Raw genomic sequence first — 19423 nt, 5'->3', positions numbered from 1 at the left:
AAGATATTCAACAACAACATCTAGCGACTAGTCACTAGATGTTGTTTAAAAAAATAAAGCTAGTTTTTTATAAATCTAGTATTCAGTGATTTTTCACCATCATTAACTTCTAACACATATATTCCTGATTTCAAACTTGAAATATCTAAATTTCTAGACATTAATTTTCCTGACTTTACAACAATTCCTGCAATAGTTACAACTCTATAAGTAATGTTATCATTTTTTGATATTCCTGTAACTTCAATAAAATTTGTTGCTGGGTTTGGATGTACCAATAACCCTAAATTACTTGCATTCTTTAAAGGTTCAATCTTACTTATAATACCTGTTACTATTAAAGAATAGTTTTGGCTACCTCCTGTTAAAGAACCTTTATGAGATACACTTATAGTATATGTTCCAGAAGCTTCAGAAACATCAACTCTTTCAAAAGGATCTACATTGTTATCTCTTTTTACATTTGTAGTTGCTCCTGTTAATTCATAAGGTAAGAACGTTGTTTCTCCCTTTGTGACTCTTAAATCTAAATCATTTACTAAAACTGGTGTAGTTGAATTTACCGTTGTGTTAGCAGTACCTGGCCTATCAGTCCATGAAATTGATGCTAATAAAGGGTTTGTTTCATCTGAATTAACCGTTATAGTATAAGTTTGACCAGACCTTAATGTCAATTCTTCTATTTTTGATTGGGTTCCTTTCTGAGTAATTATTTGAGCCGCTTTTTTAGCATTTAATAAACCCCAACCAAAAACCGCATCCGGACCAGCAACTCCTGCATCATCCGCAGTATGTAAAGCTAAACCTTTAAGTGTGGCAGCTCTCATATAAGCTCTGTGAGTATTATTATTATGTTGTTGCAAAAGTAATAATGACCCTGTTACATTTGGAGAAGCCATAGATGTACCTGATATACTACGATAATCATTAACAACATTTCCATCAGATAGGTTGTCTCCCATAGCAGTATCCCAACTAGGGAAATGAAAACTAGAATATACATTGGTACCATTACCTGTGATATCTGGTTTTATTCTAAAATCATCAGTTGGTCCTTCACTACTTGAACGATTAATAGATACAAAAATCAAATTCCCACTAGCATCAACATTAGCATCTTGTGCATTTGCAACTACTAAATTATTTTTAGAAACTGCATGTCCTGTTAATTTATCAAATCCAAACCCTCCTGTAGGGTTTCTATTTGCAGTATTATCATTACCATCGTTACCTGCTGCTACAACCATTAAATAATTTGGTGCATTAAACATTATCTCATCCCAAACGCGAGATTCTGTTATATATCCACCAAAATAATGCTGAGGTAATAATACTTGTCCAGTATTCGGGTTTCTAGTTCTAAAACCATATGAATGATTAGATATTAACATACCATTAGAGGCTGCTCTTGTTACTTCAGCTTCATCACTGTTCCAATCATGACCAATAACTTTAGAGTGGGAAGCCATACCTTTAGCATTAGCTTCAAAACCAGAAGCCATAATTGTACCTGTCACATGCTCTGCATGAAAGTTTCGTGTATTTGTTCCATCTCCGATAGAAAAACGATTATTTCCTCCAGCGCCATCATATTCTTGATGTGCAGGGTTGGCTACACCTCCATCCCATACATAAGCAGTCATATTCTGACCCATTAAATTTAAACCTAAAGAACCTCCTGAATTTAAGTGATTCGTTCTTGTAGATTTTGCTGCCTCAATATTAAAAGTTGTGTAATAAATGGGCTTACCACCTACAACTCTTTGTAATTCAAGCATACGTCCATCTTTGGACGTAAACTTAGTTTTCCATCCTTTTCTTTTCGCTAATTTTAAAGCTTTTTGCTTTTCTTTTGAAGCATTGTCTTGATATTTTTGCTTCATAACATTTAGTTTGGTCAAATCATATTGACTACAAATTTCTTTGATCTCAGATTTGGTTTGAGCTTTTAATTGTGCCTGGAAACTTAATCCAATGAATGCACTTGTAACTAAAAGACTTTTAAAACACTTGTGTTTCATAATTATTGGGGGGTTATTTAATTAAATTATTTTTATTTAAAGCTAATTGTTCATCTGTTTGATTTTTATCAAAATTTACTTAGCTAAATTAGATTACAATGAAACTTTTATCCTGTGACTTTTGTCACAAGACAAATACAATAGAGAATAACTAAATGATTAACTGACATTTAAACACTATTTTTATCTCATAAAACTTATGATAGAGATTATTCTAATAATTGTTTATATAAAAATTAACCATCTAATTGTAGTAGTACATTCCTGTTTTAATGTTAAGGCAAAACTGCAATTATTTCACGTTAAAAAAATTGAACTAGTTCAATAAATACATTAAACAAGGCTATGTATTAGTTGTCGTTAATAATTATTTTCTTCATAAACTTCCGTTGAATCAATAACAATTTGCTTCGAAATAGTGTTGTAAATCATTAACATGGTCACATATTCCCCTACATCAGAGTTTCAAATTCATTTTTACATGATGTAGTGCTAGTAAATTACTCTCTTAGTCTCTAGAGTAGTTTTAATTAAAGATGTAAAAATTTACTTTTAAAATTCTTTCAAAAGAATAATAAGATACTCCTATACAGAAAGAAGCCCTATAGATTAGACTATAGGGCTTCTTTAAAACAAAGTTTTTTTATAAACCTACTTTTTTATAAATTTAGTTCTTAACGACTTTTGACCATCATTAACTTCTATCATATACACTCCTGACTTCAAATTTGAAACATCTAAAGTTCTAGAAATCATTTTTCCTGACTTTACAACACTTCCTATTGTATTTACAACGCTATATGTAATATTATCACTTTTTGACGCTACGTTAACTTCAATGAAATTTGTTGTTGGATTTGGATACACCATTAAATCTAATCCACTTTCATCTCTTAAAGTTTCAATGTTACTTATACTGGTTCCTTTACTTGTATTAGCAGTAATGTTAACCGTATAATCTTCTACCTCACCATCAGCAAAGGTTTCACAAGCTGTTGATGCTCCATTATACTTCATAGAAACACGCATTCTTGTTTGTCCTAAACTAGCTGAGGATGGGATTGTTATATTTGAAGATCTATTCCCTGAACTTGTTGAGTTTCCTGAAGCTACTTTTTCATTTGACTCAAAAGTTCCATTTTTGTTATAATCTATCCAAATTGTAAAATATTCATTATACGCTGAACTTCTAAAACCTGCACTCACTAACAATTGATTAGTACTTCCTTGAGCTACCGTTGCTACTTTAGACGTAAAGTCTCCATACCCTCCGTTTTTACCTGTAGTGTTAGTCATTCCTCCAAATGATACATAATCTATCCACTCATAAGTATCTCTATTTCCTTTTGATGCACAATAAGATACTACAACTCCTAAAGTGGTAACACTTGCTGTATTACTTGATGATGATATATTTCCTGATGCATCTTTTGCTCTTACGGTAAATGAATATGCGGTGTTTGCAGTTAACCCTATTACATTATAACTTGTTGCTGTTGTTGTTGATCCTAATTTTGTTGATCCTCTATACACATCATACCCTGTTACTCCTACGTTGTCTGTTGAAGATGACCAGTTTAATGTTAATGTGGTTTGAGTTATACTTGACGCTGTTAAACTATTTGGTGCACTTGGTGCTTGAGTATCAGCAACCGCTCCTTGAACATTTACTGTATAATCTTCTACTTCTCCATCAAAATTTGTTTGACATGACGTTGGATTTGCATTATATCTAGCTGAAACTCTCATTCTGGTTGCTCCTACTTTTGCATTTGAAGGAACTGCTACTGATTTTGTTGCTAAAGCTCCATTTGATACATTACTTATGTTTCCTAAATCATAAGTCTCTCCATTATCTGTAAAATCTCCATCTTGATTCCAGTCAATCCATGCTATTGCATCAGCCCTATAATTACCATCAGTGTTTACTGATACAGTAAGGTTCACTGATGAAGATTGAGATACTGTAGTACTTAAATTAGTAAAATTTTCATATCCAACATTTTTAGATGGTCTCATCAGCATTATTAATAGATCCAAACACTACTCTTGTAACTCCTGTTGCATATGATGTGTTTCCACTAGATGAACAATAGTTAATTTGTTTAGCTGAAGTTGAAAAATTTACTGATGAACTATAATTTGAATTTCCTGATGAACACTTACTACGAACTTGAACTTGATATTGCGTAGAAGCTGATAATCCGCTTAATATTGCAGATGTAGAAGATGATGCACTGGTTGTCCATGAACTAGTTCCTGCTTTACGGTATCTAACATCATAAGTTGCTCCTGAAACTGCAGTCCAGTTTACTGTTGCCCCTGATGCAGAAATTGCACTCGTTGAAACTCCTGTTGGTACTGTCGCATTACAAACACTTCCACTACCAAACTTATCAGATAAAGCTAAACTACGTCTAGAACCACCTGCTTCCAATATAGCACGCATTCTATTTTTTTGGCCTAGTGTAAACAAATTCATACAGGTATCATCAGAATAATCCATATAATTCTGAACCATATCTTCAGAACCACAAGAGGTATGTCCTGTTTTACATCCATAATTAGGTGCATCAGATTCTGGTGTATCAGATACAAAATCATCGGAACCACACTGTTCCATCTCCCCATATATGACGTAAATTTAAAAAGTGTCCAACCTCATGAGTTGTTGTTCTACCTCCATCGAATGGTGATTGTGCAGTTCCTGTTGTTCCAAAATACTGATCTGCCATTACTACTCCATCAGTAGAAGCATCTCCACCTGGAAATTGAGCAAACCCCAAAATAGTACCTGATCCTCTAGTTAATTTATCAACAATCCACATGTTTAGATACTCTGAAGTATTCCATCGACTTACCCCACCTCTTGATGATTTCTTCATATCATTACTAGTATTCTGATTTTGAAGATCCCAAGTAGATTTACTAACAGAAGTTCTGGTAACACCAGTTGTAGGGTTACCATTAGGGTCAATAGTTGCTAATTTAAATTCTATTTGAGTATCAGCGGCTTGTGACCATTTGTTAGTTCTATCTGAATTCGTTCTTCTAAAATCAGCATTCAATACATCTAACTGAGATTGAATTTGCGCAGTACTAATATTATTCGTTGAATTTGTATACAGTATATGAATTACTACTGGAATTGTTATAATTTCTCCAGAAATTTTTCTCTGGGTATTCTTATTCTCTTTTATTTTTCTCTGGGTGAATTTTTCAATTGCATCCATTCTTTTTTGTAATGTAGGACTCTTGTCTTTTTCGGTTTTCCAGATCTTCCATTGCATGGCATGTTCTCTTTTGTTGCGCATAAGTAGTTCCAGCAAAAAAGATGCACATTAGTAACAAAGTAATTTTTTGTCTCATTATTAGAAGGGTTTTAAGTTAAATTATTAATTTTTTATTGTTTTTACATGTAAAAAATATAGAAAGTTCGGCAAATATATAATTTTTTTAAAATAAAACAACAAATACCCCAAAAACGATAAATTATCCATAAAATATAGTCTAATAAAAATGATTATTTTTACATGAAAAACCTATAAATGCTAGAAATTAAAAATTTATCTATAGTTTTTAAAACAAATAAAGTTTTAAATGATATTTCTTTTTCAATAAATAAAAATCAAATTTTAGGTATTGTAGGAGAAAGCGGCAGTGGTAAATCTATTAGCTCACTGGCTATCATGGGGTTACTATCTAAAACGGCTACTATTACCGGAGAGGTTATTTTTGAAAATAAAAACTTACTATCTCTTAGAGAAAATGAATTTCAAAAAATTAGAGGAAAAGAAATATCTATGATTTTTCAAGAACCCATGAGTTCTCTAAACCCAACGTTATCTTGTGGTTTTCAAGTAGCAGAAATTTTACATCAACATAACTCTTTCTCAAAAAAAGTAATTAAAGAGAAGGTAATTGAATTATTTAAAAAAGTAAAACTTCCTAGGCCAGAACAGCTATATAATTCGTATCCACATGAAATTAGTGGCGGACAAAAACAACGTGTTATAATAGCCATGGCAATCGCATGTAAACCTAAAATTTTAATTGCCGATGAACCCACAACAGCCCTTGATGTAACTGTTCAAAAAGAAATTATTTTATTATTAAAAGAACTTCAAGAAGAACATAAAATGAGCATAATTTTTATTTCTCATGATTTAGCTTTAGTTTCAGAAATTGCAGATAACGTTGTTGTTATGTACAAAGGTAATATCGTTGAAAAAGGAACTGCTTCATCTATTTTTTTAACTCCAAAAGAAAACTACACAAAAGCATTAATAAAATCAAAACCAACAATAGATAAACGACTAAAAAAACTACCTACTATTAATGATTTTGTTAACAATACTGTTACAAATACAATATACACAAATCAAGAGCGTAAAACATTTCATCAAAAAATATACAATCAATCTCCATTATTAGAAATAATTAATTTGAAAAAAGAGTTTATTACAAATGGTTCATGGTTCTCTAAGAAAAATAAAGTTGTAGCAGTAAATTCTGTTTCTTTTAAAATCTATGAAGGAGAAACCTTAGGTTTGGTAGGAGAAAGTGGTTGTGGAAAAACAACACTTGGGAGAACAATTTTACAACTAGAAAAAATAACCTCTGGGCAAATAATTTACAAAGGAAATGATATTACTAAACTTTCAAAAAATGAATTAAAAAGCCTTAGAAAAGAAATTCAAATTATTTTCCAAGATCCTTTTTCTTCTTTAAATCCTAGAATTACTGTAGGAAAAGCTATTATGGAACCTATGATTGTTCATAATATTTTAACATCTAATAAAGAACGTAAAGAATATGTTTTCAACCTCCTTAAAAAAGTAGGTTTAGAAACCGATCACTTTTATCGTTACCCTCATGAATTTTCTGGGGGTCAACGTCAAAGGATTGGAATTGCACGTACTATAGCTTTACAACCCAAGCTTATTATTTGTGATGAATCAGTATCTGCTTTAGATGTATCAGTTCAAGCACAAGTTCTTAATTTATTAAATCAATTAAAATCAGAATTTAATTTCACATATATCTTTATTTCTCATGACTTGTCAGTTGTAAAATACATGGCTGATCAATTAATTGTCATGAATAAAGGACTAATTGAAGAAATAAATGATGCCGATATTGTTTATAACAATCCCGAAACAACATATACAAAAACCTTAATTGAAGCAATTCCAAAAGGGTTATAACTTTTTTCAAAGATTATTTAATAGTATATTGCAGCATTAAAAAAGAAACATATGAAAATTATTGTTCCTATGGCAGGAATTGGGTCAAGGTTACGGCCGCATACCTTAACTATTCCAAAGCCATTGACTGTTATTGCTGGTAAATCTATTGTACAACGTTTAGTTGAAGATATTACTTCTGTAGTTAACCAACCTATTGAAGAAATTGCTTTTATAATTGGACCTGCAGCAAAGGGGTTTCCTTCAAATACTAAAGATGAACTTTTAAAAATAGCTTCTAATTTAGGAGCAAAAGGAAGTGTATATGTACAAGAAGAAGCTTTAGGCACTGCTCATGCAATACATTGTGCTAAAAACTCATTGAGTGAACCTTGTGTGGTTGCTTTTGCTGACACTTTATTCAAAGCTGATTTTACATTAGATGCTAATGCAGATGGTGCAATTTGGGTAAAGCAAGTAGAAGACCCTAGTGCCTTCGGTGTTGTAAAATTAAAAGAAGGAATTATCTCTGATTTTGTAGAAAAACCAAAAGAATTTGTTTCTGATTTAGCCATCATTGGAATATACTACTTTAAAGATGGTAACAAATTATTAAATGAAATAAATTATTTAATTGATAATGACATTAGGCCTTCTGGTGAATTTCAATTAACTGAAGTGTTAGAAAACTTAAAACAAAAAGGAGCACAATTTATTCCTGGAAAAGTAGATGCTTGGATGGATTGTGGTAAAAAAGATCCTACTGTTGATACTAATAAACAAGTATTAACTTTTGAGCAAGCTAAAGGTAATAATTTAGTGTCAAAAGACGTTGTATTAGAAAATTCAGAGATTATACAACCTTGTTACATTGGAGAAAATGTAGTTTTAAAAAACACTAAAATTGGACCTCATGTTTCTATAGGAGCCAATGGTTTAATTGAAAATTCTACAATTGTAAATTCATTAATTCAAACCAATGTTCAAATATCTAATGCTAATTTAGATAATGCTATGATTGGTAATCATGCAAAATACAATGGTAATTATACATCAGTAAGCATAGGTGATTATACAGAACTTACATAAAGAAAATTTAAAAAATTTGATGAATAGTAAAATTAGTAAACATATTTTTTTTACTTTTTTTACTTTCATCTTTTTCCTTATACCTTCCTCATTACTTTCTCAAGATAGTATTCCATTAGCAACAAATCTTAATGAGCAAAAAAGTATTGATTTTCAAAAACATTTTTTTAAAGCAATTACTCAAAAAGCCATAAACAACAATCAAAAAGCTATTGAAAGTTTAGATGAATGTAACCTACTTATTCCTGATAATGTAAGCGTTCTCTTCGAACTTTCTAAAAACTATCACAAATTAAATAAATATATTGAAGCTGTTGAATACGCCAATAAAGCATTGGTTTTAAAACCAAATAATCTTTGGATTTCCGAACATTTAGTTCAAGTTCACAGAAGAAACAATGCTTTAGATCAAGCTATAGAAATACAAAAAAAAATTGCTAATGAATTTCCCAAAAAAAAGCAATATCTGGTGTATCTATACTTACAAAAAAATGATATCGCGTCTGCTACATCTATTTTAACTGAGCTTGAAAAAGCTAAACTATTATCTCCTAGGCTAAGACGAATAAAAAAAAGATTGGCTTCTCCTAATACCACTAAAACTAAACAACCAAAAAGAACTGAAAACACGAACAATGTTAATTTTGAAAATCAATTCAAAAAAAACAAATCTTTTTCTACACTAAAGCAACTACTTACAAAATTAGATTTAGAAAACAACTCTAAATTATTAACATATAGTGAAGAAGGTATGACACTTTTTCCTGCACAACCTTTAGTCTATTTAATGAATGCAAGAGCAAACAATAAAAGTAAACAATATAAGAAAGCTATTACTATTTTACAAAGTGGTATTGATTTTGTGATAGATAATCCTGTTATGCAAACAAACTTTTATAATGAGCTTATTAAATCTTATTTAGGTATTGGAGACACTAAAAACGCTAATAAGTATCGTAAAAAAATAAAAAATAGTTTTTAAATCTATAAAAGAATGAAATTATTAAAATACATACTTGTTTTATCAATTGCTTTTATTTCATGTAAATCAAATAAATCAATCACGACTACTAAGGCTGTAAAACAAATGTCTGCTAGAAGGGTAGCAAAAAAACATATAGCTGAAAACTTTGAAAAAAGAACAATTGATGCAAAGTTAAAAGTAAACTATAAAGACAATAACGAGAGTTTAGGTTTTTCAGTAAGAATGAAAATAAAAAAGGATGAAGTAATTTGGTTAAAAGGCACTAAATTTATTACTGTTTTTAAAGCAAAAATAACTCCTACAAAAGTTAGTTTTTATTCTCCTTATAAAAAAAATTATTTTGAAGGTGATTTTTCAATGTTAAAGAAACTACTTGGTACTGATATAAATTTTAAACAACTTCAAAATATGCTACTTGGGCAGGCAATATTTGATGTAAAATCACAACGTCAAAACGTTGAAATTATCAAAAATTCGTATCAATTATCTCCAAAAAAACAACCAAATTTATTTGACGTGTTTTTTTATATAAATCCACTACATTACAAATTAGATAAGCAATCATTAGTAAACACTTTTAAAAATCAACGCTTAGACGTTTCATATCCTACATATATGAATAAAGAAAATATTGTTTTTCCTAATAAAATAAACATCTTAGCTAAAGAAAGTACTAAATTCACGAATATTAGTATGACTATTCGATCTGTTAATTTTAACACTAATTTAAATGTTGATTTTTCAATTCCTAAAGGATATAAAGAAATACAGTTATAAATGAAAAAATCTCTTTTTTACATATTCCTTTTCTACTTGTTTCTAGCCAATAGTTTTTCTTCTTATACTCAAACAAGAAAAGAACTTGAAAAGCGACGTTTTAATATAAAAAAAGAAATTAAGCAGGTGAATACCTTGCTTTTTAAAACAAAAAACAAAAAAAGCAATGCCTTAGATGATTTAAAAGACATCAACCAAAAAATAAGTATTAGAGAACGTTTAATTGAAACAATTGAACTTGAAACTGAAACCCTTGACAAAGAAATTACGAAAAACAAAAAACAATTAGAAAACTACAATAAAGAACTAATAAAACTTAAAAAAGATTATGCTGATATGGTTGTTAAAACACATAAAAGTAAATCTTTACAAAGTAAAACTATGTTTTTACTTTCTTCTCAAAGTTTTTATCAAGCCTATAAAAGGCTTAAATACATGGAACAATACAATAATTTCAGAAAAAAACAAGGAGAAGAAATTATTATTAAGACAAAAGACATAGAAAAATTAAACGATTCTTTACTTACTAGAAAGAAAATTAAAAAGCGTTTGGTTGGTGAAGAAAAAGAAAACAAGGAAGAAATTGAAAGTGATAAAGAAAATCAAGAAAAGTTAATTTCAAAAATTAAAAAACAAGAAAAAAAATACAAAAGAGACCTTTTAAGGAAGCAACGAGAAGAAAAAAGAGTAGTAGCTAGAATTGATAAGTTAATTAAAGATGCTATTGCTAGATCGAATAAAAAGAAGAAAAAAGGAACTAAAAAGTCAACCGAATTTAATTTAAATGCTGAAGAAAAAGTATTGCTTGCTAATTTCGAACAAAATAAAGGTAATTTACCTTGGCCTGTAAAAGGTATTATTACTAGAAAATACGGTGTTCAACCACACCCTACATTTCCTGGAATAAAAATAAACAGCCCTGGGTTACATTTCGTAGCTAAGCAAAACTCAAATGCTACCAGTATTTTTAACGGTAAAATTTTAGTTGTTCAACGACATGCAGATGGAAGAAAGTCTGTTTACGTTCAGCACGGAAATTATATTTCTACCTATAACAACCTAGAAAAAGTATACATAAAAAAGGGAGATGCTGTTAAAACAGGAGACAAGCTTGGCAAAATATTTACTGATAAAATAACCGGTAAAACGAAATTAAGTTTTGTTTTGTACAAAAACACTAATCGTTTAAATCCTTCTGACTGGATACAATAAAAAATCAAATGAAGTGAAAAACACAACCTACTTTATCATTATCACAACTGCCATTGTAGCAACATTAGTGATTGGAAAAGGGATATTAATTCCTTTTATTTTTGCCCTCATTTTTTGGTTTTTAACAAGAGAAATACGAAAAACTATTTACCGTATACCTTTAACAAAAAAATATATTCCTAAATGGCTTTGCAACCTGCTCGTTTTCACTTTAATTATCCTAGGCTTTAGTTTTATTTCTGAAATAATAACAAACAGTATTGCTACATTGACTTCATCATATTCAAATTATGAACCTAATATTGATGCTATCATCACAAAGGTTGATAGTTATTTCCATGTTGATATCATAAAATCTGTAAAAGGCTTTATTGGAAAGTTTAATTATGGATCTATGCTAGGAAATATTGCAAATAGTATCAGTAGTATTTTGGGAGATACTTTTATGATAATAATTTATGCCTTATTTATCTTTTTGGAAGAATCAAGCTTGAAAAAGAAATTACATAAAATGTTTCTTAATGACGAGGAAAACTATCATAATATGCAAACCATGTTAAATAAGATAGAAGAGTCTATTTCTAATTACTTACGCTTAAAAACATACGTAAGTTTACTTACTGGTATTTTAAGTTATATTGTTTTACTTTTAGTAGGTGTTGATAGTGCGCCGTTTTGGGCATTTTTAATATTTTTATTAAACTATATACCAACAATAGGATCTTTGGTGGGCACCGTTTTTCCTGCAATCTTTTGCTTATTACAATTTGGGGAGTTAACTCCTTTTTTAATTGTTTTACTTGCTGTAGGTAGCATTCAAGTAATTGTTGGTAATATTATAGAACCTAAGCTTTTTGGAAAATCATTAAACTTAAGTCCTTTAGTAACCATAATATCATTAGCCGTATGGGGCAAAATATGGGGGATTACAGGTATGGTTTTAAGTGTACCTATCACAGTAATTATGATTATAATCTTTTCTCAATTTGAAAAAACAAAATCAATTGCTATAATTTTATCCGAAAATGGTGATATAGAAGAAATTTAACTAAAACAATAATTTCCTTACTATAACTTTTCTTTTCAAGGTTCTCTAAAAGGTGTTTTAAGCCGTTTTTAAGCCAAAAACAAAGATTTTAACTCTAATGCATCCTTTGGCTCCAATTTACCAGCTAAAACCAGGCTTAATTGCTTTCTTCGCAAAGCCCCTTCGTAACGTTTCTGTTCTAGCTCGGTTTCAGGTTCAATTTGAGGAATCGGAACAGGCTTTCCAGTTTCATCAACAGCAACAAAAGTATAAATACCTTCATTTACTTTTGTCTTCTCACCTGATTGTCGGTCTTCAATCCAAACATCTACATATACTTCCATAGAAGATCTAAACGCTCTAGATACTTTAGCCTCAACAGTTACAACACTTCCTACGGGTACAGACTTAGTAAAAGCAACGTGGTTTACCGAAGCCGTTACTACAATTCTTCTAGAATGGCGACGAGCAGCAATACTACAAGCTCTATCCATTCGTGCCAATAGCTCTCCTCCAAAAAGATTGTCTAAGTAATTAGTTTCTCCTGGTAATACTAAATCCGTAAGGATAGTTAAAGATTCTTTAGGTGTCTTTGCTCTCATGATAGTAGGTTTGTTGCAAAGATACGTAATGCTATAAAAACTTGCTTATACTAGCGAGTGAATAAGCTACTAGTAATTTTAAAAAATAATTACAAGATAACTTTATTTTTTTTTAACTATCAAAGCATAAGATGCTATTTAATATTTTAAAAGATTTCAATTAGAAGTTCTTGTATATTTTCTATTATTTACATAGCCCTTTAGCATTTTAAATGGATTTATTATATATTTGTTTTTAACATTTTTTTAATATTATTTATTATGCGTATTATACCAAACTTATTGGCTGTTGCCTTAATTACTTTAACTGTTTCATGTAAGAAAAACCCAGCGGAAAGTGCTGAACACAAAGCGTTAGTAGCTGAACATGAAACCATGATTCAAACTCATGCTGAAATGGAAAAACAACACTCAACTATTAGTGATGATCACACTTCATTAATATCTTCTCACAAAGATATAGCTAATGATTCTCTTCACTTAGCTAATGAGAAAAAGCATGCTACTATTTTAAGCTCTCATACGTCATTAGTTGAGAAGCATAAAACTTTAGTTAGTGAACATAAAGCACTAGAAGAAAAACATGCTAGTGGTACTATTAGCTTAGAGGAAATGACTAAAGATCATGAAAAGCTTAAAAAACAACATCAAGAAATGTTAGATGAGCACCATAAAATGATGAAAGAGCATGAAAAAGTTACTGCTGAAGATGCTAAAATGGTAAAAGAACATGCTGCTTCAACTACCAATGAAGAGAAAAAATAATTTTTTTAATTAGTTATCCTGAAAAAAGGGTGACAATTATTTATAAAATTAAACTAAACCAGAGAAGTTGACTTCTCTGGTTTTTTGTTAAATATAAAATTAAGTATTTTCATAGTAAGGAATAAATGGTCATTTGTTAATATACTTTTAATGGATTCTACTTCTGCTAGTAAGGCTAATTTAAAGCATAAGTTATAATTACACTAATACTTACTAAACTCGCTTGACACATGATTACTTATAATAAATCGATTTTGTGTCAACTTATTTAGAACATGACAAAACACATAAAAAAAGCACACTTAATTAAGTGTGCTTTTGTAATTTATAGTATTTTAAACTCTTATTTTTCTAATAACCATGCATCTTCAGAAATAGTTTCTTTTATACGTAACAATTCCTTACGAGCCTTTTCTTTGGTTGTATATCCATCAAAAGCTACTTGCGTTAATCCCCAAGAATTTTTACCAATAATTTTTGCATCAAACCCTTGATTTTTTAATTCTTCAACTTTTTTAACAGCGTTTTCAACAACTTGAAATGCACCAGCAACAATATAAAAATTTATACCTTCTTCTTTTATAACATTTAAATTTATTGTTGGTAACGGATTATCTATTACAAAAGTTGCTGATTGTATTTTTTTCTCTAATGATTTTTCTTGATTAGCTAATTTTTCTTCCTGTTGTTTGTTTTGAATTCCATTCCATCCAGTATAAATAATACCAACAACGGCTGCGGCAACAGCTGCCCTTTTAACAAAAATAGGAATCACTTTTTTAGTTTCTTCTTCTACCCTAGGTAACGTTTTAATCTCTTCTTTAAATCGTTTAATTTCTTTCGATTCAGTTTCTGATAATCCAAAAGATTCTACTAAAAAATTACTGTTTTTATTAGGCTCAAAAATTAACTGTTTTTCTTCATTTAAAGTTAACGTCCCAACCTCATCAACTTTAACAAATGTAGTTTCTAACAAGTTTTTCCAACGGTCTACTTCAATTGAAATTTTCTCAGTAGCTTTTTCAAATGAAACCTTTTCTACAGAAGCAATATGATTTGCTAATAAACCATCATTATGCTGAAGATACGCATTAAATGTTAATTGTTTTTTTGGCGGGTAAAAAGTATTTTTAGACGCATTTAATTTTGCTCCTATTTTAGTAGTTACAAAACCTCCAAAGTTAGGAACAATTACGCAGTCATATCTATATAATAAATCGTTTATGTAGTTGGCTAATGTCATAAGAACAAAACTAGTAATTTAAATAGTTGTTTTTGTTTTTTTATCAGAATACTTATTAACACTTTTTTTGTATATTGATACTCAATTTTTTGCGCTATGAAAAAAGAAAAAATACTGGCTATTCTAAGGCTACAGGCTACAAAAAACGTTGGAGATATTATTTCAAAAAAGCTTATTTCTGCTACGGGTAGCCCAGAACAAGTGTATAAGGAATCTCCTAAATCTCTTGCTAAAATACCAGGAATTGGTTCGCATGTTTTACAACATTTATTTGACAAAGAAAATTTAGAGAAAGCTGAAAAGGAACTTATTTTTTTAGAGGATAATAATTATACTTTTTCTTACTTTTTAGACAGTAATTACCCTAAAAATTTAAAACAATGTATTGATGCTCCTATTTTAATTTTTAATGATGGAAATATAAACCTCAACAACAATAAAATTGTAGCAATCGTGGGCACACGAAATATGACCTCTTATGGAAGAGAATTTTGTACTGAACTAATAAAAGATTTATCACAATACGACCCAATCATTGTAAGTGGTTTTGCGTATGGCGTTGATATTTGTGCTCATAAAAAAGCTATTAAAAATAACTTGCAAACCATTGCTGTTTTAGCCCATGGTTTAGAAGAAATATACCCAAAAACTCATAAAAAATATATTCATAAAGTAAATGAAAATGGTGGTTTTATTACAGAGTTTTGGCACAATGAACAACCTGCAAGAAAAAATTTTTTAAAACGAAATCGCATAGTAGCTGGATTATCACAAGCAACTATCGTAATTGAATCAGCTATAAAAGGAGGCTCATTAGTTACCGCTGATATTGCAAATTCGTATGACCGAGATGTTTTTGCTTTGGCAGGAAGAACAACCGATGTTTATAGTACTGGCTGTAACCATCTTATTAAATCTAACAAAGCACATTTACTAACTTCCGCTAATGATATTGCAGAAATGCTTAATTGGGATATAAAAACAGCTCCTATATCAAAACAAATAGAATTATTTGTCCACTTAAATGAAAAGGAACAAAAAATATGTGACTATCTTACCTTAAAAGGAAAACAATTATTAGATGTTATTGCTTTAGATTGTGACATTCCTGTGCATGAATTATCTTCTCTTCTTATTCAAATGGAATTAAAAAATGTTATTACTCCTTTACCTGGTAAAATGTTTGAAATTTAAAACATCATTGAAGAATAAGAAATTTTATAAAAGTTCTCTTCAAAACTTAATTTTAAACACTACCATTAACAAACTAAAAACTCCTTACATGCAATTAATTAAGATAAGTTAAACTTCAAAACTTAAACTATGCATCAGCATATGATGTAACTATTTTTCTGAAAAATTAATTTGAATTATTTTATCAGGCACTCTATAATTACCCTTTTTTATAAATTTTGAACAATTATCAATCCCCCCTTTTTTATCATCAATTGTAACCATATAATTTAATTTTTCAACAAGAACATCATCTTGAAAATAGAGTGCTATATAATCGCCAAAAATATCGTTATTACAATAATGCCATTCTTCAATTTTACCACTAAATTCAGTTTTTGCAGGGCTTCCCATTAAAGCAACAACTGCAGCTTTTTTCATTCCAGAATATAATCCATTGGCATAACCTAAAACATCAAAGTCTCGATAATCCCCTGTTTTAATATTATCTGCACAAGAACCAAAACTATTATTCGCATTATATATTTGTTTTTCTACAAGCTTTCCTGAAATAAAAGCCAAAGAAATATAATTTCCATTTTTTGAATTACTAGCATACCTACAATAATGCCAAATTTCATAATTTTTAAGAAGCTCACTTTTTATAGGGGGCCCCATTATTTTCAATACTTCAGACTTATCAACACCTTTATTTAAAGTAAAAGACATATCAAATGATTCTAATTGATTAGCAAGAAAAATATTTTTTGGTTCTCTATAATTTCCTTTCTTTATATTATCCGAACAAGATCCGTATATGCCTCTGACAGTATAGAACTGTTTTTGTGCTAATATTCCTCTAACAAAATATAATGCAATATACTCATCTACATTACGTTTAGTATTACAATAATGCCAAGTCTCATAGTTGTTATTAAATTCTGTACGTTCAGGTACGCCTAAAATATTTTCTACATCTGTTTTAGTTATTCCTGGAGTTAATTGGTAAGCAGAACTTAAATCTTTTTTAGTAAAAGAACGTTGCTCTGACTTAATATATGATCCAACTAAAAAAGGTCCGCAAGAGGTCAATATTAAAGAAATCAACAATAAGCTAATGTATTTCATAATCAAACAGATAAGGGTGATTACCACGAAAATTCAAACATCATGCCAGAAAATTATCTAGTGATAAAAACTAATAACAACGGAAACTAAAAAGGATAATTTAAAGTTAGATCTTAGAATAATAAATTTCTTAAAAATCTAACATTGCCATAACAGAATACATTTTCTACTATACCTTTAGGTTTACAAAAAAAGTTTGATAAAATTGGCTTCCAAAGTGAATACTCCATCCTTCTCAATCATACTATTCAAAAGGGCATACTCACAAAATTATAGCTGTTTTAGTACTTCCCTATTTATAATTACCTATTTTTGAAAAAATTCCCTTTCTATGTCGTCTGAAGAAAAGTTAATGTCGCAAAAAAAACCTGCGTTTCCTGTTACTAACCAATTAAATGATTACTTAATTGAGCATAGCAGAAATATTAAAATACCTATCTTTTACGATGATTTATTGCGTTTTCAAGGTTCTATTGTAGTATATGATAAAAATGATGAAGATACATTGTGGGTTCGCACGTATTATTCAGAATTTGAGCGTCAAGAAATTGATTTAAGCTTAAAAAAAGTATACACCATTTTACATTCAAATGGTAATGAAGATACTATCCCATACTTAAATGTGGATGCCATTGATTATTGCACCTTTGGCAATTCAAAACCCTTTAGAGTAAAAATCCGTAATGTTTTGAATGATAACTACACCTATTTTTATGTAAAAAAAACAGATGCTTCTCGAATTTATGGATTAGAATTAGAACATATTTTATCGCCCTACAATCTTAATTTTTTAGTATATAAAGACACTTTAATTGAAGAGCATATTGCTGGAATACCTGGTGATGATTTTATTAAAGACTTTTTACCAAAATGTACTGAATCTGAAAAGGCACAAATAGCTAAAGAATTTGTAAAATTTAATGAGCGTTGCATGATTCGTTTATTAGGTGATATGCGTTCTTATAATTATGTAATTGTTCCAACCCATGATTTTGATCATGTGGTTTATAAAATTAGAGCTATTGATTTTGATCAACAATGTTTTGAAGGTAAGTTTAAAGTGTATTATCCTCAATTTTTCAAGGAAAACTTTCCTATGGTTAGCTTAGTAGGTCAAAAACTTCAAGAAGCCTCTATTAATCAATATAAAATAGAAGAAAGGTCTATTGTTGCCAAACGTATTTTAAGCTCTGATAGTAGAATTCAAGAGCTTGTATCATGTATGAAAAATGATATTGTTTCTACTGAAAAAAATGTAAAAATATTAAAACAACAAATTTTCGATTTTACTAAAGATGTTCTTTTTAAAAAGAACTCAAGCATGGGTGAAATATTAGAAACCGCATTAGATTTTGTAAAGCGTAATTATGAGAATATGCGTGTATTATAAATTTTTATTCTATGAAACCGTATTTTCTACTCAAACTTACTTTTTTTTCTTTCGGTTTTCTTACCGCATTTATTAACATCATTGAATTTATCTGTGTAAAAATATTTCAAAAACCAATATTTGTTCATTTGTATCTAGTAAAAAAGAAATTACCTAAAAGAGAAAAAAAAATTTTACAAAACAATAGTTCATTTTACAAAAAACTCACCCCTCGTCATAAAATTTATTTTGAACATCGATTAACTCTTTTTATTCGCAGGTACAAATTTATATCAAGAGATGGTTTTTCCATCACACCAGAGGTAAAGGTACTAATAGCTTGCTCCTATCTTAAACTAACTTTTGGAATGCGAAGATATTTGACCTCTATTTTCGATAAAATTATTGTGTATCCTAAAAGTTTTTATTCAGTTATTACCAAACAATATCACAAAGGAGAATTTAATCCTGCCTTAAAAATAATAGCCTTTTCTTGGGAGGATTTTTTAGCAGGAAACCGAATTACTAATGACAATATAAACCTTGGTATTCATGAATTTACTCATGCATTAACTTTTCACGGAAAAAAATCAAACGATAATGGAGCACGGCTTTTTTATAGTGTTTTTCTTGAAATAACGATGTTTATGGATAAAAAAGAGCGTATTAAACAAATTAAAAACTCTAATTATTTCCGCCCGTATGCCTTAACCAATCGCCTAGAATTTATAGCTGTGGTTATGGAACACTTTTTTGAGACACCAAAAGACTTAGAAAAAGCATTTCCCGAATTATACCGAAAAATTAAAGTAATGCTAAATTATAATCCAGGTTAATAGCTATTTT

The 19423-nt window shown here is 29.6% G+C and carries 17 protein-coding genes; 10 read left to right on the top strand and 7 right to left on the bottom strand.

The features are described 5' to 3' along the window. Positions 1-59: 59 nt before the first annotated feature. The 4 genes from ACMFBB_RS11820 to ACMFBB_RS11805 all read right to left on the bottom strand — a co-directional run bounded on the left by ACMFBB_RS11820 (position 60) and on the right by ACMFBB_RS11805 (position 5335). Positions 60-2021, bottom strand: a complete 1962-nt coding sequence (locus ACMFBB_RS11820) for a S8 family serine peptidase (RefSeq protein WP_435260984.1) — start codon at positions 2019-2021, stop codon at positions 60-62. A 651-nt stretch (positions 2022-2672) separates the two neighbouring features. After that, on the bottom strand, positions 2673-4040 hold the full coding sequence (locus tag ACMFBB_RS11815) for a GEVED domain-containing protein (protein ID WP_435260983.1): 1368 nt from the start codon (positions 4038-4040) through the stop codon (positions 2673-2675). Continuing rightward, entirely contained in the window at positions 4027-4644 is a 618-nt protein-coding gene (locus tag ACMFBB_RS11810; protein ID WP_435260982.1) for a fibronectin type III domain-containing protein, read from the bottom strand. Before ACMFBB_RS11810 ends, ACMFBB_RS11815 begins: the two co-directional genes overlap by 14 nt. Then, positions 4622-5335, bottom strand: coding sequence for a M43 family zinc metalloprotease (locus ACMFBB_RS11805; protein WP_435260981.1), 714 nt, complete (start codon positions 5333-5335; stop codon positions 4622-4624). The genes ACMFBB_RS11810 and ACMFBB_RS11805 overlap by 23 nt, the downstream gene beginning before the upstream one ends. A gap of 234 nt (positions 5336-5569) precedes the next feature. Here ACMFBB_RS11805 and ACMFBB_RS11800 point away from each other — a divergent pair, with 234 nt between their 5' ends. Genes ACMFBB_RS11800 through ACMFBB_RS11775 form a run of 6 tightly spaced genes read left to right on the top strand, consistent with a single transcriptional unit; the run spans position 5570 to position 12318 of the window. Beyond that, positions 5570-7228, top strand: coding sequence for an ABC transporter ATP-binding protein (locus tag ACMFBB_RS11800; protein ID WP_435260980.1), 1659 nt, complete (start codon positions 5570-5572; stop codon positions 7226-7228). A 51-nt stretch (positions 7229-7279) separates the two neighbouring features. After that, positions 7280-8296: a sugar phosphate nucleotidyltransferase gene (locus ACMFBB_RS11795; RefSeq protein ID WP_435260979.1), complete on the top strand. Its 1017-nt coding sequence runs from the start codon at positions 7280-7282 to the stop codon at positions 8294-8296. 19 nt (positions 8297-8315) lie between these two features. Then, positions 8316-9278, top strand: coding sequence for a tetratricopeptide repeat protein (locus ACMFBB_RS11790; protein ID WP_435260978.1), 963 nt, complete (start codon positions 8316-8318; stop codon positions 9276-9278). Between the two features lie 12 nt (positions 9279-9290). Further along, complete coding sequence (locus ACMFBB_RS11785) at positions 9291-10058, top strand: DUF4292 domain-containing protein (protein WP_435260977.1); 768 nt, start codon at positions 9291-9293, stop codon at positions 10056-10058. Continuing rightward, a complete protein-coding gene (locus ACMFBB_RS11780) occupies positions 10059-11270 on the top strand; it encodes a murein hydrolase activator EnvC family protein (protein WP_435260976.1) in 1212 nt (403 codons plus the stop codon). 13 nt (positions 11271-11283) lie between these two features. Then, positions 11284-12318: an AI-2E family transporter gene (locus tag ACMFBB_RS11775; RefSeq protein ID WP_435260975.1), complete on the top strand. Its 1035-nt coding sequence runs from the start codon at positions 11284-11286 to the stop codon at positions 12316-12318. Between the two features lie 68 nt (positions 12319-12386). Here the strand turns inward: ACMFBB_RS11775 and ACMFBB_RS11770 are convergent, their stop codons facing one another. Continuing rightward, the gene (locus tag ACMFBB_RS11770) at positions 12387-12899 is read right to left on the bottom strand and encodes an acyl-CoA thioesterase (protein ID WP_435260974.1); all 513 of its coding nucleotides are present in this window, start codon (positions 12897-12899) and stop codon (positions 12387-12389) included. Between the two features lie 261 nt (positions 12900-13160). Between ACMFBB_RS11770 and ACMFBB_RS11765 the strand changes: the two genes are divergently transcribed. Further along, positions 13161-13664 carry a hypothetical protein gene (locus ACMFBB_RS11765; RefSeq protein ID WP_435260973.1) on the top strand — a complete coding sequence of 168 codons (504 nt, stop codon included), beginning with the start codon at positions 13161-13163 and terminating at the stop codon, positions 13662-13664. Positions 13665-14007: 343 nt separating this feature from the next. Here ACMFBB_RS11765 and ACMFBB_RS11760 read toward each other — a convergent pair whose 3' ends face one another. Next, positions 14008-14907: an SPOR domain-containing protein gene (locus ACMFBB_RS11760; RefSeq protein WP_435260972.1), complete on the bottom strand. Its 900-nt coding sequence runs from the start codon at positions 14905-14907 to the stop codon at positions 14008-14010. Positions 14908-15003: 96 nt separating this feature from the next. Between ACMFBB_RS11760 and dprA the strand changes: the two genes are divergently transcribed. After that, complete coding sequence (gene dprA / locus ACMFBB_RS11755; protein ID WP_435260971.1) at positions 15004-16101, top strand: DNA-processing protein DprA; 1098 nt, start codon at positions 15004-15006, stop codon at positions 16099-16101. A gap of 150 nt (positions 16102-16251) precedes the next feature. Here the strand turns inward: dprA and ACMFBB_RS11750 are convergent, their stop codons facing one another. Then, positions 16252-17208: a hypothetical protein gene (locus ACMFBB_RS11750; protein WP_435260970.1), complete on the bottom strand. Its 957-nt coding sequence runs from the start codon at positions 17206-17208 to the stop codon at positions 16252-16254. A 331-nt stretch (positions 17209-17539) separates the two neighbouring features. On the opposite strand from ACMFBB_RS11750, the gene ACMFBB_RS11745 reads away from it, so the two are divergent. After that, the gene (locus tag ACMFBB_RS11745) at positions 17540-18598 is read left to right on the top strand and encodes a hypothetical protein (protein WP_435260969.1); all 1059 of its coding nucleotides are present in this window, start codon (positions 17540-17542) and stop codon (positions 18596-18598) included. 11 nt (positions 18599-18609) lie between these two features. Then, a complete protein-coding gene (locus ACMFBB_RS11740) occupies positions 18610-19413 on the top strand; it encodes a zinc-dependent peptidase (RefSeq protein ID WP_435260968.1) in 804 nt (267 codons plus the stop codon). Positions 19414-19423: the final 10 nt, after the last annotated feature.

The organism is Tenacibaculum sp. nBUS_03, from assembly GCF_051201695.1.
GTDB lineage: Bacteria > Bacteroidota > Bacteroidia > Flavobacteriales > Flavobacteriaceae > Polaribacter.
The sequence above is the reverse complement of the archived record's forward strand: the minus strand, read 5'-3'. Positions and strand labels throughout refer to the sequence as shown.